This is a genomic window from Lentibacillus saliphilus (genome assembly GCF_019093865.1).
In the GTDB taxonomy this organism is placed as follows: domain Bacteria; phylum Bacillota; class Bacilli; order Bacillales; family Amphibacillaceae; genus Lentibacillus_B; species Lentibacillus_B saliphilus.
This window is the reverse complement of sequence record NZ_JABJXD010000009.1, coordinates 1-19,448: the sequence shown is the minus strand read 5'-3', so window position 1 is coordinate 19,448 and position 19,448 is coordinate 1. Positions and strand designations below refer to the sequence as shown.

At 38.7% G+C, this 19,448-nt stretch carries 19 protein-coding genes; 4 read left to right on the top strand and 15 right to left on the bottom strand.

From position 1 onward, the window contains the following. Positions 1 to 148: 148 nt before the first annotated feature. The 3 genes from HPC67_RS12715 to HPC67_RS12705 form a co-directional block, all read right to left on the bottom strand. Positions 149 to 634 carry a VanZ family protein gene (locus tag HPC67_RS12715; protein WP_217588490.1) on the bottom strand — a complete coding sequence of 162 codons (486 nt, stop codon included), beginning with the start codon at positions 632 to 634 and terminating at the stop codon, positions 149 to 151. A 61-nt stretch (positions 635 to 695) separates the two neighbouring features. Further along, on the bottom strand, positions 696 to 1,028 hold the full coding sequence (locus HPC67_RS12710; protein ID WP_217588488.1) for a helix-turn-helix domain-containing protein: 333 nt from the start codon (positions 1,026 to 1,028) through the stop codon (positions 696 to 698). Between the two features lie 109 nt (positions 1,029 to 1,137). Further along, entirely contained in the window at positions 1,138 to 1,296 is a 159-nt protein-coding gene (locus tag HPC67_RS12705) for an anti-repressor SinI family protein (RefSeq protein ID WP_343327844.1), read from the bottom strand. A gap of 342 nt (positions 1,297 to 1,638) precedes the next feature. On the opposite strand from HPC67_RS12705, the gene HPC67_RS12700 reads away from it, so the two are divergent. Together HPC67_RS12700 and HPC67_RS12695 are read left to right on the top strand one after the other, a co-directional pair. After that, positions 1,639 to 2,580 (top strand): LCP family glycopolymer transferase, encoded by a 942-nt coding sequence (locus HPC67_RS12700; RefSeq protein WP_217588486.1) that lies wholly within the window; start codon positions 1,639 to 1,641, stop codon positions 2,578 to 2,580. 282 nt (positions 2,581 to 2,862) lie between these two features. Then, positions 2,863 to 4,884: a penicillin-binding transpeptidase domain-containing protein gene (locus tag HPC67_RS12695; protein WP_217588484.1), complete on the top strand. Its 2,022-nt coding sequence runs from the start codon at positions 2,863 to 2,865 to the stop codon at positions 4,882 to 4,884. 100 nt (positions 4,885 to 4,984) lie between these two features. On the opposite strand, the gene HPC67_RS12690 is transcribed toward HPC67_RS12695, so the two are convergent. The 12 genes from HPC67_RS12690 to HPC67_RS12635 form a co-directional block, all read right to left on the bottom strand. After that, a complete protein-coding gene (locus HPC67_RS12690) occupies positions 4,985 to 5,431 on the bottom strand; it encodes an IDEAL domain-containing protein (protein WP_217588483.1) in 447 nt (148 codons plus the stop codon). A 172-nt stretch (positions 5,432 to 5,603) separates the two neighbouring features. Then, positions 5,604 to 6,053 (bottom strand): IDEAL domain-containing protein, encoded by a 450-nt coding sequence (locus tag HPC67_RS12685; protein ID WP_217588478.1) that lies wholly within the window; start codon positions 6,051 to 6,053, stop codon positions 5,604 to 5,606. 187 nt (positions 6,054 to 6,240) lie between these two features. Continuing rightward, positions 6,241 to 7,287 carry a hypothetical protein gene (locus tag HPC67_RS12680; protein WP_217588474.1) on the bottom strand — a complete coding sequence of 349 codons (1,047 nt, stop codon included), beginning with the start codon at positions 7,285 to 7,287 and terminating at the stop codon, positions 6,241 to 6,243. 239 nt (positions 7,288 to 7,526) lie between these two features. Then, complete coding sequence (nrdG, locus tag HPC67_RS12675; RefSeq protein ID WP_425514321.1) at positions 7,527 to 8,012, bottom strand: anaerobic ribonucleoside-triphosphate reductase activating protein; 486 nt, start codon at positions 8,010 to 8,012, stop codon at positions 7,527 to 7,529. A 5-nt stretch (positions 8,013 to 8,017) separates the two neighbouring features. Beyond that, positions 8,018 to 9,862 carry an anaerobic ribonucleoside triphosphate reductase gene (locus HPC67_RS12670; RefSeq protein WP_217588469.1) on the bottom strand — a complete coding sequence of 615 codons (1,845 nt, stop codon included), beginning with the start codon at positions 9,860 to 9,862 and terminating at the stop codon, positions 8,018 to 8,020. Positions 9,863 to 10,637: 775 nt separating this feature from the next. Beyond that, positions 10,638 to 10,820, bottom strand: a complete 183-nt coding sequence (locus tag HPC67_RS12665; protein WP_217588467.1) for a cold-shock protein — start codon at positions 10,818 to 10,820, stop codon at positions 10,638 to 10,640. Positions 10,821 to 10,989: 169 nt separating this feature from the next. Further along, positions 10,990 to 11,727 (bottom strand): Cof-type HAD-IIB family hydrolase, encoded by a 738-nt coding sequence (locus HPC67_RS12660; protein WP_217588466.1) that lies wholly within the window; start codon positions 11,725 to 11,727, stop codon positions 10,990 to 10,992. Positions 11,728 to 11,827: 100 nt separating this feature from the next. Then, complete coding sequence (locus HPC67_RS12655; protein ID WP_217588464.1) at positions 11,828 to 13,015, bottom strand: MDR family MFS transporter; 1,188 nt, start codon at positions 13,013 to 13,015, stop codon at positions 11,828 to 11,830. Between the two features lie 104 nt (positions 13,016 to 13,119). Then, positions 13,120 to 13,656: a DUF1648 domain-containing protein gene (locus HPC67_RS12650; protein WP_217588462.1), complete on the bottom strand. Its 537-nt coding sequence runs from the start codon at positions 13,654 to 13,656 to the stop codon at positions 13,120 to 13,122. Positions 13,657 to 13,696: 40 nt separating this feature from the next. After that, complete coding sequence (locus tag HPC67_RS12645) at positions 13,697 to 14,296, bottom strand: pyroglutamyl-peptidase I (RefSeq protein ID WP_217588460.1); 600 nt, start codon at positions 14,294 to 14,296, stop codon at positions 13,697 to 13,699. A gap of 503 nt (positions 14,297 to 14,799) precedes the next feature. Beyond that, positions 14,800 to 16,776, bottom strand: coding sequence for a TRAP transporter permease (locus HPC67_RS12640; protein ID WP_217588459.1), 1,977 nt, complete (start codon positions 16,774 to 16,776; stop codon positions 14,800 to 14,802). A gap of 88 nt (positions 16,777 to 16,864) precedes the next feature. Continuing rightward, positions 16,865 to 17,860 (bottom strand): TAXI family TRAP transporter solute-binding subunit, encoded by a 996-nt coding sequence (locus tag HPC67_RS12635; RefSeq protein WP_217588458.1) that lies wholly within the window; start codon positions 17,858 to 17,860, stop codon positions 16,865 to 16,867. Between the two features lie 370 nt (positions 17,861 to 18,230). On the opposite strand from HPC67_RS12635, the gene HPC67_RS12630 reads away from it, so the two are divergent. Together HPC67_RS12630 and HPC67_RS12625 are read left to right on the top strand one after the other, a co-directional pair. Then, the gene (locus HPC67_RS12630; RefSeq protein WP_246570082.1) at positions 18,231 to 18,698 is read left to right on the top strand and encodes a chemotaxis protein CheX; all 468 of its coding nucleotides are present in this window, start codon (positions 18,231 to 18,233) and stop codon (positions 18,696 to 18,698) included. A gap of 21 nt (positions 18,699 to 18,719) precedes the next feature. Next, a partial coding sequence (locus tag HPC67_RS12625; RefSeq protein ID WP_217588457.1) for a cache domain-containing protein occupies positions 18,720 to 19,448 on the top strand: 729 nt, incomplete at its 3' end.

Here is a 19,448-nt window from a genome sequence, read left to right as displayed (position 1 = left end):
AAAAGTCTTCATATAAACGTACTATACCATAATATACCACTGAAAAACGTCAACAACATTTAAAAAACACGAACTAGCGGAAATGTCACAGGAATTTGTGACATTTTTTAGCTTTTTTATCGAATTTGTCACAATTCACAATAATTCGCTAACGCCGCTTTTTATAATGATGAGCAACCATCACGATTGCCAATGCTAGTAATGCACCAAAAGCATCAATTATGACATCACCAATATAAGGTGTTCGGTTCACTGTAAAGCTTTGATGCCATTCATCTATTCCAGCATATGTGACAGCCCAAATAAATGATACAAAAAGACGTGTATTAAATTGAAAGCGTGTCGTCTTCGTTAACGCATAGTATACGAAAAAAAACAACATAAAAAACACACCTAAGTGGGCGCCTTTCCTGACAAAAAACTCAACAAACCCTTCGACACCAAGAGCATGTACACTGACTTCAGACTGATTATATGTAAATTTGACATGATCTATTAAAGGCTCAACATATGACAAATCTAATCTATCAGAAAGAAGCGGCTTGATATTTTGTTGTTCATATGGTTGTGACGATGCAAAATAAATGAGCGCCATCCAACCAAATGGAATGAGCCATAAACGAACCTTACTCATATAACCACCTTTTCCGACGGAGCCCAAAATAGTATTTGAGTTATTCAGGGATGAGATTATGTTAGCGATCTCGCTCTTTACGCCATTTCACAAATTCTAAATACTCCTTGAATTCCTCTTTAGATACACCAGAGTTCATTGCTTCATCAACAATTTGAAGCCATTCGTTATCTAAATGATTATCAGTCGGATTAAGCTGACCATCTTTAAGCAATTGATTTATCGACACGTTCAGTACATCGCTAATTTTTTCGATGAACTGGATCGATGGGTTTTTTTGCAAATTACGTTCAATTGAACTTAGGTATGATTTTGCAACACCAGCTTTTTCTGCCAGCTCGGATATTGACATATTCCGATTTTGTCGCAACTGTTTTATATTTTCACCGATCAAGTCCCCACACCCTCTTTCATGGACATTATACCATAAAAAAAAGAGCGTATCTTAGTCGCTGTTAAGTTAATCTATATTCATTCGATATACCTTTATAGTTTAATCTATTTTATTTTTCTCTTTCTTCTTTCCAAATCGAAATATTTATTTGGTGTGGTTCTTCTAGAAAAACACGCACGTCTTCAACACTTAACCCTATTGAAACAGCCTCCTTCATTAACTGAATCCATTCACCTCTGGTTATGCTAGTCGTATTGATGTTATCCACATAACCACCTCCAATTCTACTTTCTTTTAGCACAGTGATTTCGAAGAGAAAAATAACAGAGGACACGAACGAACTATCCCCTTCTCTCCAACCTTGATATATGTATGTTTGACAAATACCAATTATGTCTTCGATTATGACTTAATTTTGGGTTTTATTACATCCAATTTGAAAAACATCATGATAGATATGAGTAACTTTCGTTTTTCTGAACACACTCATGAATACATCCTCATTAGACTATAATTGTATTATTAGATATAATTTAAGCAATGTAAGTGTAAGCTATTGATGAGCTAAATCTGATACACATTAACTTTTTACGTATAGAGGAGAATGACATTGAATTCTAGAATAGAAAAACGCCACTCAAAAAAAAGGAAGTGGCTATGGTGGGTGAGTGGACTCTTACTTGGTATCCTCTTGTTAACAGGAGGAGCTCTGCTCTATATGTGGGATCAAATTAATGATACAATTGATACGATGCACAGCCCACTTGAACGTGATGAGGACCCTGATCGTCAAAAGGAAATAGGTGATCGCTTTAAGCAAAAAAAATCGCTCAATATCCTTTTACTTGGTGTTGATGAGCGCCCTGGTGATAAAGGACGAACTGATACGATGATTCTAATGTCATTGAATCCAAATACGAATGCATCAATTATGCTAAGCATACCCCGGGATACGTACGTTAACATCCCAGGGAGAGGCAAGGACAAAATCAATCACGCATATACATATGGTGGGGTGCCACTTTCTGTTCAGACTGTAGAAGAAGCGTTTGATTTACCGATTCACTTTTATGCCCGTGTGAATATGGAAGGCTTCGAGCAAGGCGTGGATGCACTTGGTGGCGTAACTGTTGAAAACGATATTGCATTTTCGCAGGGTGGAGAACAATTTAATAAAGGAACCATTCATTTAAATGGAGATCAAGCATTAAAGTATATTCGCATGCGAAAAGGCGACCCACGAGGAGACCTTGGTCGTAATGAACGTCAACGAAAAGTGATAAAAGCAGCTATGGATAAAGCCTCTCGTTTTTCGAGTATCACGAAAGCTGGCGAAATCCTTACTATACTCGGAACGAACGTTGAAACGAATATGAATATGAAACAAATGCAAATGTTGTTTAGTGACTATCGAAACACACGCAATAATATGGACGCAATGGAAATTAGTGGAGCTGGACAATTTATTGGACCTTTATGGTATTATGTCGTTGCTGACGAAGAATTTAACCGCATCCATAATGACATTACAGCACATATGGAAGCTAAGTAAAAAGAGAACGGGGCTTGGGATATAACTTAAAGCTTAATCAAAAAGGCGAAGAATGCTCAACATCAGCTCCGGAAATATGCACAGACTCCTGCGCGATAAAGGCATAGGTAAGACTCTGCAGTGCGCGTTAGGGGAAGAAAGGCTAAGACCGCGGCGACAATAGCCACGCCTTCATGACCAACATCCTGTTGCCCCGAGGCTTACCAGCCGCGTTTCCCAGGATCGCACGGCACCTTGCATAACCTATAACCGCATACTAAATCTCATTGGGGGAGATACGTGATGAAACAATACATCTTTTTTGTAATTGTAGCATTGCTTGTGGTGTTAACAGCTTGTACAAAGGATGACATTACACCTAACGAACGATTTGCTACCTACACAGATTTATGGGAATCACAGGAATTTACAGACATGTTTAAAATGGTTGCTCAAAAGCAAACCGATACATACGAGCCGCATGAATCTGAAGCGTTCATCGACCGATACGAGAAAATTTATGATGATCTTAATGTATCTGACTTAGAAATATCCTACAACACCCTGGATGAAGAAGCTCTCAAACAGGCGATAGAAAAAGGAAAAGCACATTATCCTTTTTCCGTCTCTATGAAAACAATAGCGGGGCCAATACAATTCGAGTATGATGCAACACTCGTCCTCGAAGGTGAAGAAGACGACCAAAATTGGTTTTTACAATGGAATCCAGGGTTCATCTTTCCTGAATTAAAAGATGGTGGCGACATTACACTGAAGACAACAAAACCAGAACGTGGTGATATTGTTGATCGCAACCGCATCCCACTTGCCCTAAACGATGAAGTTTATGAAGTTGGCATCGTACCAGGTAAGTTTGACAATAGTGATCGAACCATACAACGTTTAGCCGACCTTCTTACAATGGATGCCGACTCGATTAAGAACACATTAAATCAAGATTGGGTACAGCCAGATTATTTTGTTCCGATGAAAAAGATTATGAAAACAGACACGCATATTGATGATCTTTTACAAATTCCTGGCATTCAATTAGACAATACGATGGGGCGGGTATACCCGCTCGATGAAGCTGCTGCACACTTGATCGGATATATTGGTCAAATCACAGCTGAAGAGCTAGAAAAAAAAGAGAATGAAAACTACGGAATGAATGACATGATTGGTAAACGTGGTATAGAACAACTCTTTGAAAATAGGCTCAGAGGTGAGAGTGGCACCAAAATTTTGATTACGAAAGAAACAGGAGACGAAATTCTGCTTGCAGAAAAACCGGTTCAAGATGGTGAAGATATCATGCTTACGATTGATGCCTCTATCCAAAAACGGATTTTCGAAGCGTATGATGGTGATTCAGGAACAGCGAGTGCCATTAATCCTAAAACCGGTGAAACATTGGCACTCGTCAGCAGCCCAGCATTTAATCCAAATGACATGGCAGCGGGACTCCCATACAGTCTCGTACAAGAAATGGAGAATGATCCCAAGCTACCATTGATTAATAAATTCAACGCTACTTATTCTCCTGGGTCAACATTTAAGCCAATTACAGCTTCAGTAGGCCTTAATGAAGGTAGTCTCACACGAGAAGAAACGATTGATATCGATGGATTGACTTGGAGCAACGGAGAAGGCTGGGGCGATTATGCAGTTAAGAGAGTGTCTGAATCCAACGGGCCAGTTGATCTCACTGATGCACTCGTTCGTTCAGACAACATTTACTTTGCTATGAAAGCCATTGATATGGGGGCAAAGACACTCATATCAGGATTAGAGGCTTTCGGATTTGGGGAAGACATTCCATTTGATTACCCAATCCAGGCATCAACCTTTTCTAAGGACGGAACGATTACAGACGAAGTATTACTCGCCAACACAGGATATGGACAAGGTGAAGTTCAAATGAGCGCCATACATCTCGCACTGACATATACAACATTTTTAAATGAAGGCAATATGCTTAAACCGACTTTATTGACTGAACAAGATCATAGCCAGATTTGGAAAAAAGATCTACTATCACCTGAGGAAGCTCTCAGCATGCAAGACGACCTGAGAAAAGTCGTTGAAGACGGAAGTGGGAGAAAAGCCCAACTTGACGACATCCCCATTGCTGGCAAAACGGGGACAGCGGAATTAAAGCTGACAGCTGATGCTGAAGACGCTCAAGAAAATGGCTGGTTCGTAGGGTATACCGCAGATGATCAGGACTTTTTAATTGCGATGATGATTGAGCACACTGAAGATAGAGGTGGTAGCAGCTATACCACTGAAAAAGTGGCTCAGATCATTAAAGATATTAAATAAAGCATTTCGTATACACCATTGAAAAACCACTTGAACTGACAAATATGAGTTCAAGTGGTTTTCGTTTATTTGGACTTCAATTGTGTCTATATTTTATGTTCTATAGCTTTTTTATTAACTTATAAAACAACACTTCATTTCGTTCATCAAGTGCTTTATCAATCATTCGTCTTATGTTCTCATTTTCTATGTGGGCCATGACAAGTTCTACATCATCATTCCCACCCCAATCTTCATAAGGCTTGGCGGTATTTTTGAGATATGAATTTGTTATACCATATAGCTCGAGCAGAAATTCAGGAACAGACATAAGATCAATCATCTTAATGTACTGGATATCCTGCTCGTTTTGAAACGTCAGTACCGCATCTGTATTAACAATTTTTTGAGTCGAACGATGAACGATAATCTCTTTATCCTTTTTTGGGACGAACTGATAAACAACACCATTTAGATCAATACTAAAATAATGATAAGCAAGCATCACTCTAACGTAATCATAATCAACTGTTAGATCATAAGGTTTTAATTCCTTGACCGTTAACATACAATGACCTCCAGGCTACTCATCTTTTACCATTAAGAGTTGTATTGCATTTACCCGTTGTCAAATAAATTAAAACCTTTTACAAAAAATAGTCATTATGACAGTAAATAAATTACAAATTTAAAAAATATATTTAATTCCACTACGAGTTACACGTTAGTCATTTCTTCTCTTAAAGAAAACGTACGAGCTCTTTAAAGGACTGATAATCTCGATGATCTAACGCCCGATCAATAAGCCTTTGAACATTCATCTTTTCTAATTCATCTATGATATCTTTCATTTCTTGTTCTGAAACATCGGTTTTCCTTTCACGATTATGATCCGTTTCATAATAGGGTTCACAAATAAAATGTAATTGTACGAGAAAATCCGGTAAAGATATGAGTTCACTCATGGTCATATAAATCATATCCTTCCCTTTCTGAAAAGCAAACCGTGCTTCGGTATTCTCTATTTTTTTTGTATGAAGATTGACTCTGATTTCATTTGCCTCGACTGGCACAAATTGATATAACCGGTGATTTACAAAAACTGAAAAATACTGATATGCTAAAACAATTCGCAGTGTGTCATTATGCGTTTTAATATAATATGGCCTCAGCATTTTCACCGTCACCATCATCCCCACCCCCTATATATAGAGTTTTGTTACTTTTCAGTAAATAAATTATACAGTTATACGAGCTGATGTTTCAATCAAAAGCTTTCGACTCGATTCCTTCAACACCGACAATACTCCAAACCTAAAAGAAAAAGAGATCACTAACATGTTTAATGACCTCACCATTCGCTGTAACATATTTACATTATTTCAATTTTAACGCTTGCCAGATATGATCCATCGTATCTTCTCCTATATCACTTTGATCGCTAAACACATCATCTAACCACGTGCGCGCTTCTTTCAGTTTGTCAATTCCGCTCGTCATATAGGACTTATATTGACGATTTAACGTCTGAATCTCGTCTGCATACCGTTCATCCGTTCCTGGTGTAATCAACGCCTCATACATATCTACAATGCTATCTGCCTGCCGATCAGGAAAGAATTCATGGGGATCAGTACTATCAAATATACAAAATTCAAGCTGACGCACAAGAACCATGTCAATACTCCCAGGGTCAAAGCTACAATAGTACATTTCTACATCAAAACCATAATCTTCACAGGCACTTGCTATTCTTTTCATAAATGTTGATTTTCCTGTACCCGCTCGCCCTTTTATAAAATATCTTTGACGTATCGGTTTAATCAACTCAGGTATAATATTGATTGCCCCTTCTGGTGTATTTGTGCCAAACATGCGTTTATATGTCTTAGGTGATTGATTCAACGATACGACATCCTTTAACAACTGCTGTATAAAAACGTCACTAAGATCATTTGCTTTAGAAAAATCCATTTCGTTAATGTAAATCTCTTCAAGCTCATCATGAATATCAAGTCCCATTTGAAATAGATTATGAGCTTCTGTAGTCATTTTATGATACGTAAGCAACGGATTAGAATGTTGTGATGGGCTTGTTTCTAATAAAACGTTTAGATCTAACACCGTTACATTTTGAGAGTGATCACGTTTCTCAGTAAATATTTGAGCATCAACAATTGCTAAATTACTTTTACGAACAATTATTCCTTCCATATCACCATGTCCTAATGGGCTCAAGAGTACCTCTAGGTCATATTCGTTTGTTAGTTTGGCAATCAGTTGTTGAAAAAGCGCAGTCTTAATTTTATGGGAGTCATGTTTTACGACATAGACGTTGTTTATGCCTTTAATATTCGTTTCTAAATAATTTACAAATCCACCGGCTGTGTGACCTGTTACATAATAATAAAGTTTCTTGCCCATTTAGACACATCCTTTAAACTTCATGATCTTATATATATGTATAGTCTCGCAGGATGTGAAATATACGTACTGATCAAATGCTAAAAGTGAAAGAGGAGACTAAAAATACGTCTCCCCTTTCACTATTTTAAGAAATCCAAATAAAAAGTCATAAATAAATCATTCACTATGGTAGATAACCTTTATACTGAGGGCATTAGTAGAAGGCACTTAGCTTATTCGATTGCAGCAATGTGTCATTAACGATATTCACCATTGCGCCAAAGAACTGTTGATTGCCGTTGAAGGGATGTCGCCACGTCAATGATCCTTTGATTTCTGCTGCCTCTAAACATGATTGTATAGTCACGCTCAGCTAAAATAAATTTCCCGTCAACCAAAACATCAATATAATTTAAAATATCACGTTTTTCTTCAAGGACCTCTTCAAACGTATACCCCGTATACAGCCAAATGTTCTTTCCTGTCGTCTCTTTAATAGACTTAACGAGTTCTAACGTTTCGGTATATTGCCAGGTTAATCCATCTCCACCGCTAATCGTCACATCAGATAACGTGTTCTCTTTGACAATATCCACGATATGATCAATCGACATTTCTGTTCCATGTCGTTTATTCCAAGAGGTTGGATTATGGCATCCTTTACAGAAATGCCAGCAGCCAGATACATATATTGTCGTCCTGAGACCAGTGCCATTATCCGTACAGTCGGTATCGATATTCATAATTTTCAAGCTCGACCACCATGCTTCACCCGGTTTTGTTCTTCTGCTCGCTTTGCGGTATTCCACTTTTTCAAGCTGCCTGTCAAATATCCCGTAATTCGTCTGATCCGATCAATGCGTTCTTCATCTTCATTGCCACATGACGGACAGGCATTATAAATTACACCATTAAATTCACATTCTAAGCAGCGGTCAACCGGGACATTAAAACTCCCGTAACCGATGCCACTTTCCTTCATCGCTTTAACTAAAATCTCTAACGCATCTATATTTTTCGATACATCCTCTTTTAACTCAACATATGTGATATGCCCAGCATTCGTCAGTTCATGATAAGGGGCTTCAAGTTGAATTTTCTTTGCCGCGTGAATTGGATATTCTACGGGAATATGATTGCTATTCGTAAACCAAGCTTTATCAGTGACCCCTTCAATCACACCATGTTTTGCCTTTGTTACCTTCAATGCTTTCCCCGCATAGCTTTCCGCAGGGGTTGCCAACAATGAATAATTCAAACCAGTTGATTCGACCAATGCATCCATCTTATCTCTCATAAACTTAATAATTTGTAAACCGAGTGCCTGTGCTTCCTCACTTTCACCATGATGCTTGCCAATTAATGCAACTAAAGCTTCAGCCAATCCGATAAAACCAACACTCAGCGTCCCTTGCCTTAAAATATCTCCAAGCTTTTCATTCTCATCTAATTCTTCCCCATTCCAATAAATGCCCTGTCCATAGAGAAATTTAAAATTAGCAACTGTTTTTTCTGCTTGGTATTTGTATCTTTCAAACAATTGCTTACTTGCTAGATCAAGATAATCTTCGAGCTTACTGAAAAACGCACTAATATTTGTCGACTCTAACGCGATCATCGGTAAATTGATTGATGTGAATGATAAATTCCCTCGTCCAACCGGTGTTGATTCACCATTAACATTCGCAAACACACGTGTTCGGCAACCCATTGTAGCAATTTCAGATCGTGGTGAACCGTCATAATACATTAGATTTTGTGGTGCATCAATAAACGTATAATTCGGAAACAAGCGCTTCGCCGTTGTTTCTAAAGACAATCGGAACAAATCATAATTAGGCTCACCAGCATTTAAGTTTACACCGTCTTTTACCTTAAACACTTGAATAGGAAAAATCGGTGTTTCTCCACTACCTAAGCCTGCCTGTGTTGCGAGAAGCATATTTTTAACAATCATCCGACCTTCTCTACTTTGATCGGTTCCATAATTGATAGAAATAAAGGCAACCTGATTACCACCACGGCTATGCATCGTATTTGAATTATGTATAAATGCTTCACACGCTTGGTATGTGTCCTTTTCAGTCAGTTCCCAAGCTTTTTTATCTAAATCCCCCGTAAACCCTAAGTCTTGAAGCATCGTGCATTTTTTCTGATATGTCTTTTTTACATAAGGCGCAAGATCATAATCAAACATCGGAATCGCTTGTCCACCATGCTGCTGGTTTTGATTGGCCTGTAAAATGATGGACGTCAACGCTAGGGCAGATATGATATTGCTCGGTTCTCTAATACATCCATGTCCTGTATTAAAACCGTCCTTAAGCACTTTACCGAGTGGTATTTGAACACAGGTGGTCGTTCCGGTAGCGTAGAAATCCAAATCATGTATATGAATATAGCCAGCTTCGTAAGCTCTCTTGACATCATCGGATAAAAGATGTTCAACTGTATATGCCTTTGCACTAATTGAGCCAAATAAACTCATCATTCCCATCGGACTTTTGCCATCAGTATTTGCATTTTCTTGCGTTAAATCCTGATTGCTAGAGTCAACAATCTCTCTAAATTGTTCTGTTATAAGGTCCTGCATCAAATCATCCCCCCGAAAGTTACTGCCTAATCTCTACTTCAATCTTCATTTCAGTGTTAGAGCATAAAAAAACTCCCTTATACTCAAGCGGCTGATATGCAAAAGGAATACATGACAATCACAACGATTCATTTTTTAAGTATAGATCATACGAATTCAGTTTCATCTGCAGTTGAAATTAAGTATTATTATACGTTAAAGCACCTTTCGTTTTAAATAGACATACGATATTTGTTAAGTTTATCCAATTTTTTCCTCAATAAAATGGACACAATTGGGATAATGGTATAACATAACTTTCATGGATAAATGCTGTTATGAATAGGGTTAGAGCTCTTATATCTAGTAGAATTTAGTTAAGATGGAGATGAGGAAAAGTGAAAAGTTTTTTTGATCATCAATGTAAAAAGGAGTGGAACAGAGGATATTTAACATCAACGAGATACTACATATAGTACAAGGACTAGGACTTTAGTACCAATATGCTGTGTTTAGGCTAAGGTACTTCTTATAACACAACTTACATTAACTCAATAATAATCGTTAATATATTTAATTATTGTTACTAATTAACCAAGGAACGTGTAAACGGGATTTCAACTGAACAAGATCTTGTAGTAGCTTCCTGCAACCATAACCTTCAATATGCCTTTTGAGTTTTATTTCCATATCCTGAATGAACAAAAAACAAAAAGATGCCCTATCAAAAGGACATCCTCTATAATAAATCACTATAAATGCTATTTGGTTTTTGACCAACCATCCTTTAATTGACCTATTCCAATTCAGGCAATGTGCGGACTTCTTGTTTCATATCTGCTTTACATAATGGGCATTTCGGTGTTTCGTCAAAGCTAAATGATTCGCGCATCCAACCTTGGCAATCGTCATTAGTGCAAGCCCATACGTTTGTCTCCACTTCAGGAACTGGCTCTTTTGGCCTTCTGGAAAAAGACATGTGTGCAACCCCTTTCCTGTTACTTCCTTCATTATACGCCTTTTATGACAAGAAAGAAAGGCGACATGCATCCATCTTACAGTTACGAAGCATAAGATCGCTCTTCCTTTCATATTTCCTTGTGTCTACTTTAACAATTATTGATGGAATCAAATACGCGTTCTCTCGTCTACTGATCAAGGACATATTTCTGAATTGCTTTTGCAACACCATCATGATCATTCGTATCCGTCATCGTATCGGCTGCTTTTTTAATCGCTTCTTGAGCATTGCCCATTGCAACCCCAATACCCGATTCTTGAATCATTTTCATATCGTTCAAGCTATCGCCAACCGCCATAACCTGATCCATTGTAATTCCAATTTCACGGCAAACACGCTTTAGAGCACTCGCCTTACTCACACCCTTTGGATTTACCTCTACATTCGTTGGAAGTGAGTTCGTTAATTCAAGACCGTCATAATAAGACACTTCTTTAATAAATTGATCAAGCTTAGCAATTTCATCCGTATGAGCACCGAATTTCAACCATTCTTCCGCTAGAAAATCATTCGGCTTTTCATCAAAGTATACCTTTTCTGTTGTAAACATCCACGTGTTCAAACCGAGGTGTTCGGTAAGTGCATACATGTTTTTAACAACCTCTGGATCAAGCAAATGACGTTCAAGGAGTTGCTTGTCCATCGTCCAAATTTCCCCGCCATTTGCAGTAACGAGAAAAGAAGACAGATTAAGGGCCTCGGCATGCGGATAGCAATAATCGAGGGGGCGGCCTGTTGAAAGTACGACGTGTACATGTCGCTCAAGTGCCTCTCCTATCACATCCTTCGTATAGTCTGATACGTCTCCTGTCGAATTCAACAATGTGCCATCCATATCCAATGCAACCAATTTGATTTCTGACATAATCCCTCTCCTAGCCTATAGTTATATGATATGATAAGATCCGTTTAAATATGTTCGTCCGCCACCATTATACATCATTTCCCCAGCTGACCGTGCGAATTTACTTATTCGCAATAATGGAACCGCTCTTTTTAACACCTCGATCATATAAATAAGTCGTCATAAACGGAATGACTAAGAGGAAGATTAAAACGATGAACAATAAATTAATGTGATATAGGTCGACAATAAGCCCGCCTAAAAAAGGACCTGTCATTCGACCAGCAGCAGCAACACTGTTCACAAACCCTTGATAAAAGCCTGTCCGTCCTTTTGGTGCAAGCTCATTGGCAAGAGACGGAATAGCAGGAAAGATCAACATTTCCCCAAGCGTTAATATAATCATTGCTCCAGCAAACATCGTAAACATCTCTGCAAAGCTTGCAACAACAAATGAAAGAATCATAATGATCGTTCCGATATAAATATGCATTTTTTGCGATGTGATTCGTTTCGTTATAAAGCTCACAAGAGGTTGCCCTAAAACAATTAAAAAACCATTAATTGCCCATAATGCACTATATTGTTCGAGCGGAATGCCAATGTCTTGTGTATATGATGCGATTGTTGATTGCCACTGGCTATAGGCAATCCACGCAATTAAAAATCCACCTGACAGGATCAATAACCCGTTAAAGGCGGCTTTACTTTTAATCTGTGACGTCTGCTCCAGGATAGACGTGCTCATACTTCGGTTCTTTTCCTCATCCATCCCTTTATAAGTCGTTAGAACGAGCAAAAAGAACATGCCAAACATGAAAGCGTTCGCCATAAAAATATAATCAAATGATATGCTTGCCACATAACCACCGATACTTGCACCTAATGCGACACCAAGATTTTGAGCAACATAAATCGCGTTAAATGTTTTTCGCCCACCTTCCGGCCAAACCGATCCAGCCATCGCAAACATAACTGGAATTGTAATGCCTGACCCGAAGCCGATGACGATTAATAAAATCGTGTATGGCACAATGCTGTGGTTCATTGATAATGTTAGTGCAGCTGTAAATGCTGTACCAGTTCCGAGTAGAATCGTTTTATACGGACTAAACCGATCAAACAAAAATCCGCCGAGAAAATTCCCCATAATTGCTGCTGCTTGATTTAACATTAAAACAATTCCCGCAAAGGCAAGTGTTTTTCCAAGTTCATTGTGCATATATATCGTATTTAATGGCCATAAAAATGACGCACCAGTGACATTAATCGTTGTTCCAATTACTAATAGCCATATATAGCGTGGCATCTCATCATCTCACTTCTTCACACAGTAATTAGACCATTTTAATGCATTTTTTAATGTCTGGCAATATCGATGTATAGCCATAACATCTCCAGATCTAAAACGTATCAATCAATTTGATTTAATTTATCACTATCAAGCTGATGTGCAACACGGCGCATAACGAAGCTATATATTATAATTGTTCCTAAAGGGCCAATTGATATCGTAACAATGTACCATGCGGCGAGCAAAGATACACCTTCATTTGCAGAAGCGATGATCGCATATGTCGTGTAAGCTAAAATAAGCACCATTTCAAAATTGAATAGTGCCATCATTGTTCGACTCATAGAATAGATTTTTGCTGCATTCAGTTCCGTGATTTTCACTGGAAGATTATAAGTATGTGGTATTTTATTTAAAAAATAAAGACCAATAAACATAACCGTCATAATGCTAGGCACAATAAATATCGTACCTTTATGACCCCAGCCATCGATATTACCTTTTCCATCAAAGTGAATCGGAATCGTATCAGGTAGTGTGTTGAACCGTTGAGCGACATAACCAAAAACTGAAATGATTAAGATGATAGACAGTCTATTCAACCACCGTTCCCCTGTTGTAGGTGAAACTTTTATATTAGGACGATTTGAAAACATGCCTTCACCTCCAACGCGTTACAACACACGCGCCCTGTTATTATGGTAAGCATGAGATCGCTATTCGAACAGCACGCTCGAGATCTGATTGTGACCAGCTCGGCTGTGCCTTTTCAAGCGCTAATTCGTGTGAAGCGGGTAGATGAATAAAGCCACTCGGACGATCGAGTTGATGCGTTTTAAAATAGTGGAGCGCATGGTACATCACATTGTTGCATAAATAAGCACCTGCTGTATTTGAAATTTTAGCAGGAAGACCATTCTCGCGACATACTGCCACAATCGCCTTAATCGGGAGCGTGGAAAAATAACCATCTGCTCCATCATGACATATTGTTTCACCATCTGGCTTATGACCAGTATTGTCGACAGGACCATCGTTACAATTAATCGCAATTCGCTCTGGTGTCAATTGCGCTCTTCCTGAGGCTAATCCAAGGGAAATGACCGCATCAGGCTGGTGCATTTCAATTAGGTCGACTATTTCCTGACCTGTCTTCGAAAAATCAACTGATAATATTTCCCCAATTATCTTATATCCGTTTATTTCAGTCTCCTTTAACGCGTTAACAATGGCCATTGTTGGATTGATTGCATGATCAAGGAAAGGTTCAAAGCCCGTTAATAATAGTTTTTTCATGTTGGTGTCTCCTCGTATAATATATTTAGGCATTGGTTTTAAGCCTATTTATTCTAAGTGATTTTTTAACATGTATTCAGCTATAACGCCGTTACCTTTCACTGCAGGCGGACGCCTTCCGTTACAGGTAACTCAAAATGTGCGTCTATTCATCAAATCAAAGAAACTACATCATATGACAATCACTTGGACGCTCTTAGATATTCCTAGATAATGGCCTTATGATTTTTAGTAAAAACATTGTTTTATGTAAATTTAACCATGATAACTTCATACGTGTTTCTCTTTCTTTTGACATATCTTCCGATTGATTAAGTGCGTTCAAACAATTGATAACATTTATTCCATTATGTTAGATTATTACTTATATTTCAATCTCTACTTCAATGACGTTAGTCAAGCACATCACTATTAAACGATACGTAAAGGCCATTCGCATATGGCGAATGACCTTTCATAAAGCGTTTTGCGTACCTAATATTAATCTGGAATAGTAAGCGTCATTACGCTTGTAAGCTTGCTTTACCAGTGTTTGAACCTTCTCCACTATGAGGTGTACGCTTTTGGACCATCCAGATGGCAATCATCATAACGAGTCCTATGAGGTTCGTATAAATGCCTGGATCAATCATAAGCAGTCCACCCGCAAACAAAATCATACGCTCAATAATAGTAGATCTTCGAGTAAAGAAACCGATCATACTACTGCTGATTGCTGTCATACCGAGCAGAGCTGTGACAACCGCGATAATGAGCGGCACTGTCGTAACATCCACCATTAGTAAAATCGGACTATTGATGAATATATACGGAATGATGAAGGCCGCAATGGCTAACTTCACTGCCGTTACACCTGTCTTAAACGGATTAGCCCTTGCAATACCAGCACCCGCATAAGCTGCCAAGCAAACTGGCGGCGTAATGTCAGCGACGATCCCAAAGTAAAAGACAAACATATGAACCGCAATTGCTTCTAATCCAAACGTATTAATCAAGGCTGGTGCAGCGACGGTTGCTGTTACGACATAATTCGCAGTCGTTGGCAGACCCATCCCAAGAATAATACACGCGATCATCGTCAAAACGAGCGCAAACGGTAAAATACCACCAGATAATGCAATAATACCAGCTGCAAATTTAGCACCAAGTCCGGTAATGCTCACAACGCCTGCGATGATGCCTGCAGTTGCGACCGCAGCAATAACCGGTAAGGCCGTTCTTGCCCCCTGCTCGAGAACATTGATAATTCCCCAGAAGGATAAGCGCGATTCTTTACGGAAAAAGCTAATCACAAAAGCAGTAGCAATCCCCATGATCGCAGCACGCTGAGGTGTATTACCTGCCATAATCGTGCCAACAATCAAGAAAAGCGGCAATAGCATATAGCCATTACGAAGCATTAATTTTTTAAAGCTCGGCAGCTCTGATTTAGGAAGGCCTACTATTCCAAGCTTTTTAGCTTCAAAGTGGGTACCAATTAGAATCCCTGAAAAGTACAAAATAGCTGGAATTAACGCCGCCAACATAATCGTCGAAAAGCCCACGCCCACATATTCCATCATGATAAAAGCTGCCGCACCCATTAAAGGAGGCATAATTTGTCCCCCAGTAGATGCCGCTGCTTCAGTGGACGCTGCGAATTCGGGCTTAAAACCCGCTTTTTTCATCATTGGAATCGTAAATGATCCTGAAGCGACTGTATTACCGACAGAGCTTCCTGACACCATCCCCTGCAAGGCACTTGCTGTTACAGCTGCTTTCGCTGTTCCTCCTGTAAAGCGCCCAGTTAATGAAAAGGCCAAGTCATTAAAAAACTTACCAATCTTTGTATGAACGAGCATCACACCGAAAAACAGAAAGAGGTATATAAATTTAGAGGATATTTGTATAGGTGTACCGAACACGCCACTTTCTGAATACCATAGATTTGTTGCGATTCGATCCACTGCCCAGCCAGGATGTGACAAAACTTTTGTTGGAATAAAATTGCCGAATATCGTATACAAAATAGCGACACTTGCAACGATGACGATCGGAAGACCAACAGTTCGTCTCGTTGCCTCAAGTAGAAGAAGCACACCGATAATGGCAATGATAATATCAAACGTCTCATAGCCACTTATCCGACTACGTAAAATCGGTTCATAAAAAATCACTTTATGATAAGTTACATACATCGCTGTAAAGGACAAAATGACGTCATACCAAGGAACCGTCCTTTGTTTGAGGTGCATGCCTTTTTTAGCAGGGAATAAAAGAAAAATAATACCAAGGGCCGTTCCGAGATGAATAGCGCCTTGCTTTTGTGATGGAATGGTCCCAAAATAGCCGACATATAAATGGAAAACGGTTAAAGAAACGCCAAGAAACGTCACGATCCATTTCCAACGACCGATCTTACTACGAAACTGACTCTCTCTATCATATTTTTCCAAGATATCCTTCGTCATCGCTTCCGTGTTATTTGGCTCCCTCTCCATCTGACCACCGTCCTTTCAAATATGGAAGAGACGATCATAGCGATCATCTCTTCCGTATATTTCAAAATTAAATAAGCAGTTGTTTGATTTACTTAACATCCTCAAAGCTATTAATGCCTGTTTCTTCTCTCGTAATAATTTGTGCGACTTCTGGATAGATATGGCCAATAAAGGCAGCGTTTTCTACCGCATTTCCTTCAAAATCGCCTTTACCATGAACAGCCTGACCAGCTGGATCATGGACACTCATACCTAAATCCTGGTTACCATCACGGATGTCAGCCATATTTTGCAATGAGGCATCTGTTTCTGTATGTGTCACACTCACGTCATCAATATTATTGTTCCACATATTGACCATTTCACCGCCAAGTGGATAATACGTACCGCCCGAGCTACCTGTTCCGAGCACAAATTCCGTCTTTTCATCGGTAATATTTAATTCAGCAATTGGATTATCAAATTCTAACCCTTGCTCTTGATAATATTTTGCCGCACCTGGATGAATTGGAAGACCTTCAGAACCATTTAAAGCATTATCGAGCGTCATTTGTGGTCCCTGACTATGTGTGATTTCTCCAGAATTTTCGATCATTGCCTTCGCAAGCTGATAGCCTAATTCTTCGCTAATGGTGTTCGTATTAGCCATCAAAATCGCATAAGCTGCAACAGTTTCAACATCTTCATCCATAAATTCATAACTATCTTTTGAAATGGTGTATCTTGTATAGCCACTGTTTTCCTCAATATGAGCAATAGCATCGTCTGATAAGCTTAATAGTTCTACATCACCTGTGGACGCATGCAGCTCTTGGATGTTCGCAGCTGGCAGCCCTAAAATTCCAATAGAAATACCAATATTACCATCTTGAACACCGTCTTTAGCATCTCCAAAGCCTTCCTCAAACTTTTTGTAATCGCCTTCAGAAATATCATAGCCTTCAAGAATGAGCTTCGACAATGTGTTTGTACCACTCGTCGGTGGACCGATTGCAATACTTGTTTCATCCCCACCACATGCTGCGAGCAGGAGTAAAATACCAATTAACGATGTCATCATTCCGATGATGCGTGTTTTCTTCATTCAAAATCCCCCTTTTGATAATATTTTATTAGCTTCTTATTCTGGATGCGCTTGCATTTTGATAAAGTGCACAATTTCAGAAGCTTACTATATATTATACTGAAATAATAGTAATAATCAATGTGTTTTTATATTTTCTGATTATTAATCGCCTTAAAAGTGACTTTTTTCACATATACTCAATGTAGGCTATTAAAAATTCATAAAAATAATATAAGTTTAGCCACTTATTATAAACTCATGTCGTATCTTGTCGATAATACAATTATAAGCTTCTTAACATATCGGTTCTTACACTTAAAAAAGAAGTCCATGCTTTACAGGGCTTACCCTGATAGTTATAGACGGTTTAACTAGGAGGTACAACAGCATGACGATGACAGAAACAGTACAGGATCAAAATAAGGCGATTACAGTCTTATTGAACGGAACACACGCTGCAATAAATAACGTCATTCCGATCACACACCGAACAGAAAAGCCTGAATTACAAAAAAGAGAATTCCCTTTAACATATGGTGTCTTAATCGGAATTACAGGTGACATTGGCGGTAAATTAGTATTAACTGGACATCCAGATACATTCAAGATAATTGGCGAAACAATGTTTGGGATGCCTTTAGGAGATGATATGCTTGCCTCATTTAGTGGCGAACTCGGGAATATGATTGCTGGTGGATTGTCTACCTTTATCTCAGAAAATCATACCCACGTTAATATTACTGCCCCAACACTATTGCAAGGTCAGACAACATTATCAGGCTATAAACTAGCAATAAAGGTCACAACCGTGTTTGACCAAGCTGGAGATCTCTCACTTTTTCTCATGCTAGACTGATTAATGAAAGGATGATCATCCATGAAAAAATTCACCATTCATTCTGTCAAAACGAAGCTCATATTAATTTCCATTCTCATTCTTATTATTCCATTATTTACGCTCGGTACATTTAGCTACTATAAAAGTGTATCGAGTTTAAATGCACTTGGTAAAACAAACTTAAAGAACAGTGTTGAAATGACGATTGGTATGATTGACGCCCTCGATAAGGAAGTAGAAAAGGGCAATTTATCACTTGAGGATGCTCAAGAAGAAGTAAAAGAGGCCATTTTAGGAGAAAAGCAACCAGATGGCACACGTCCGATCAATCCGCATGTTGATCTAGGTGAATATGGTTACTTATTCGTTGTCGATGAACAAGGTGAACAAATTGCCAGCCCTGATTTAGAAGGTGAAAACACGTGGGAGAACGAAGACCACACTGGCGTAAAAACAACTCAAGTTATTATAAAATCAGCTCAATCAGGAGGTGGTTTTTCAGACTATGAGTTCCCACTTCCAGATAATCCCGATCAAATTGAAAAAAAAGTAACCTATTCCAAGCTTGATCCTAATTGGAATTGGGTTGTCGTATCAGGTACTTATTTACTAGACTTTAATAAACCAGCTAAAGACTTGCTTTACTATATATTAATTGTCACTTGGATCTCCACTATCATTAGTGGAATTGTTATTTGGCTCTACACTAATCGCATCACCAAACCTATTAAAGCTGTAACCGAACAGATGAACCACCTTGCTGAAGGT

Excerpts from the sequence above, each read along its gene's own strand:
- HPC67_RS12670 (WP_217588469.1), bottom strand. The coding sequence starts at position 9,862 with ATGCAGGACCTTATAACAGAACAATTTAGAGAGATTGTTGACTCTAGC.
- HPC67_RS12645 (WP_217588460.1), bottom strand. The coding sequence starts at position 14,296 with ATGAAAAAACTATTATTAACGGGCTTTGAACCTTTCCTTGATCATGCA.
- HPC67_RS12650 (WP_217588462.1), bottom strand. The coding sequence starts at position 13,656 with ATGTTTTCAAATCGTCCTAATATAAAAGTTTCACCTACAACAGGGGAA.
- HPC67_RS12660 (WP_217588466.1), bottom strand. The coding sequence starts at position 11,727 with ATGTCAGAAATCAAATTGGTTGCATTGGATATGGATGGCACATTGTTG.
- HPC67_RS12690 (WP_217588483.1), bottom strand. The coding sequence starts at position 5,431 with ATGTTAACGGTCAAGGAATTAAAACCTTATGATCTAACAGTTGATTAT.
- HPC67_RS12655 (WP_217588464.1), bottom strand. The coding sequence starts at position 13,015 with ATGCCACGCTATATATGGCTATTAGTAATTGGAACAACGATTAATGTC.
- HPC67_RS12695 (WP_217588484.1), top strand. The coding sequence starts at position 2,863 with ATGAAACAATACATCTTTTTTGTAATTGTAGCATTGCTTGTGGTGTTA.
- HPC67_RS12685 (WP_217588478.1), bottom strand. The coding sequence starts at position 6,053 with ATGGTGACGGTGAAAATGCTGAGGCCATATTATATTAAAACGCATAAT.
- HPC67_RS12665 (WP_217588467.1), bottom strand. The coding sequence starts at position 10,820 with ATGTCTTTTTCCAGAAGGCCAAAAGAGCCAGTTCCTGAAGTGGAGACA.
- HPC67_RS12635 (WP_217588458.1), bottom strand. The coding sequence starts at position 17,860 with ATGAAGAAAACACGCATCATCGGAATGATGACATCGTTAATTGGTATT.
- HPC67_RS12715 (WP_217588490.1), bottom strand. The coding sequence starts at position 634 with ATGAGTAAGGTTCGTTTATGGCTCATTCCATTTGGTTGGATGGCGCTC.
- HPC67_RS12630 (WP_246570082.1), top strand. The coding sequence starts at position 18,231 with ATGACGATGACAGAAACAGTACAGGATCAAAATAAGGCGATTACAGTC.
- nrdG (WP_425514321.1), bottom strand. The coding sequence starts at position 8,012 with ATGAATATCGATACCGACTGTACGGATAATGGCACTGGTCTCAGGACG.
- HPC67_RS12640 (WP_217588459.1), bottom strand. The coding sequence starts at position 16,776 with ATGGAGAGGGAGCCAAATAACACGGAAGCGATGACGAAGGATATCTTG.
- HPC67_RS12680 (WP_217588474.1), bottom strand. The coding sequence starts at position 7,287 with ATGGGCAAGAAACTTTATTATTATGTAACAGGTCACACAGCCGGTGGA.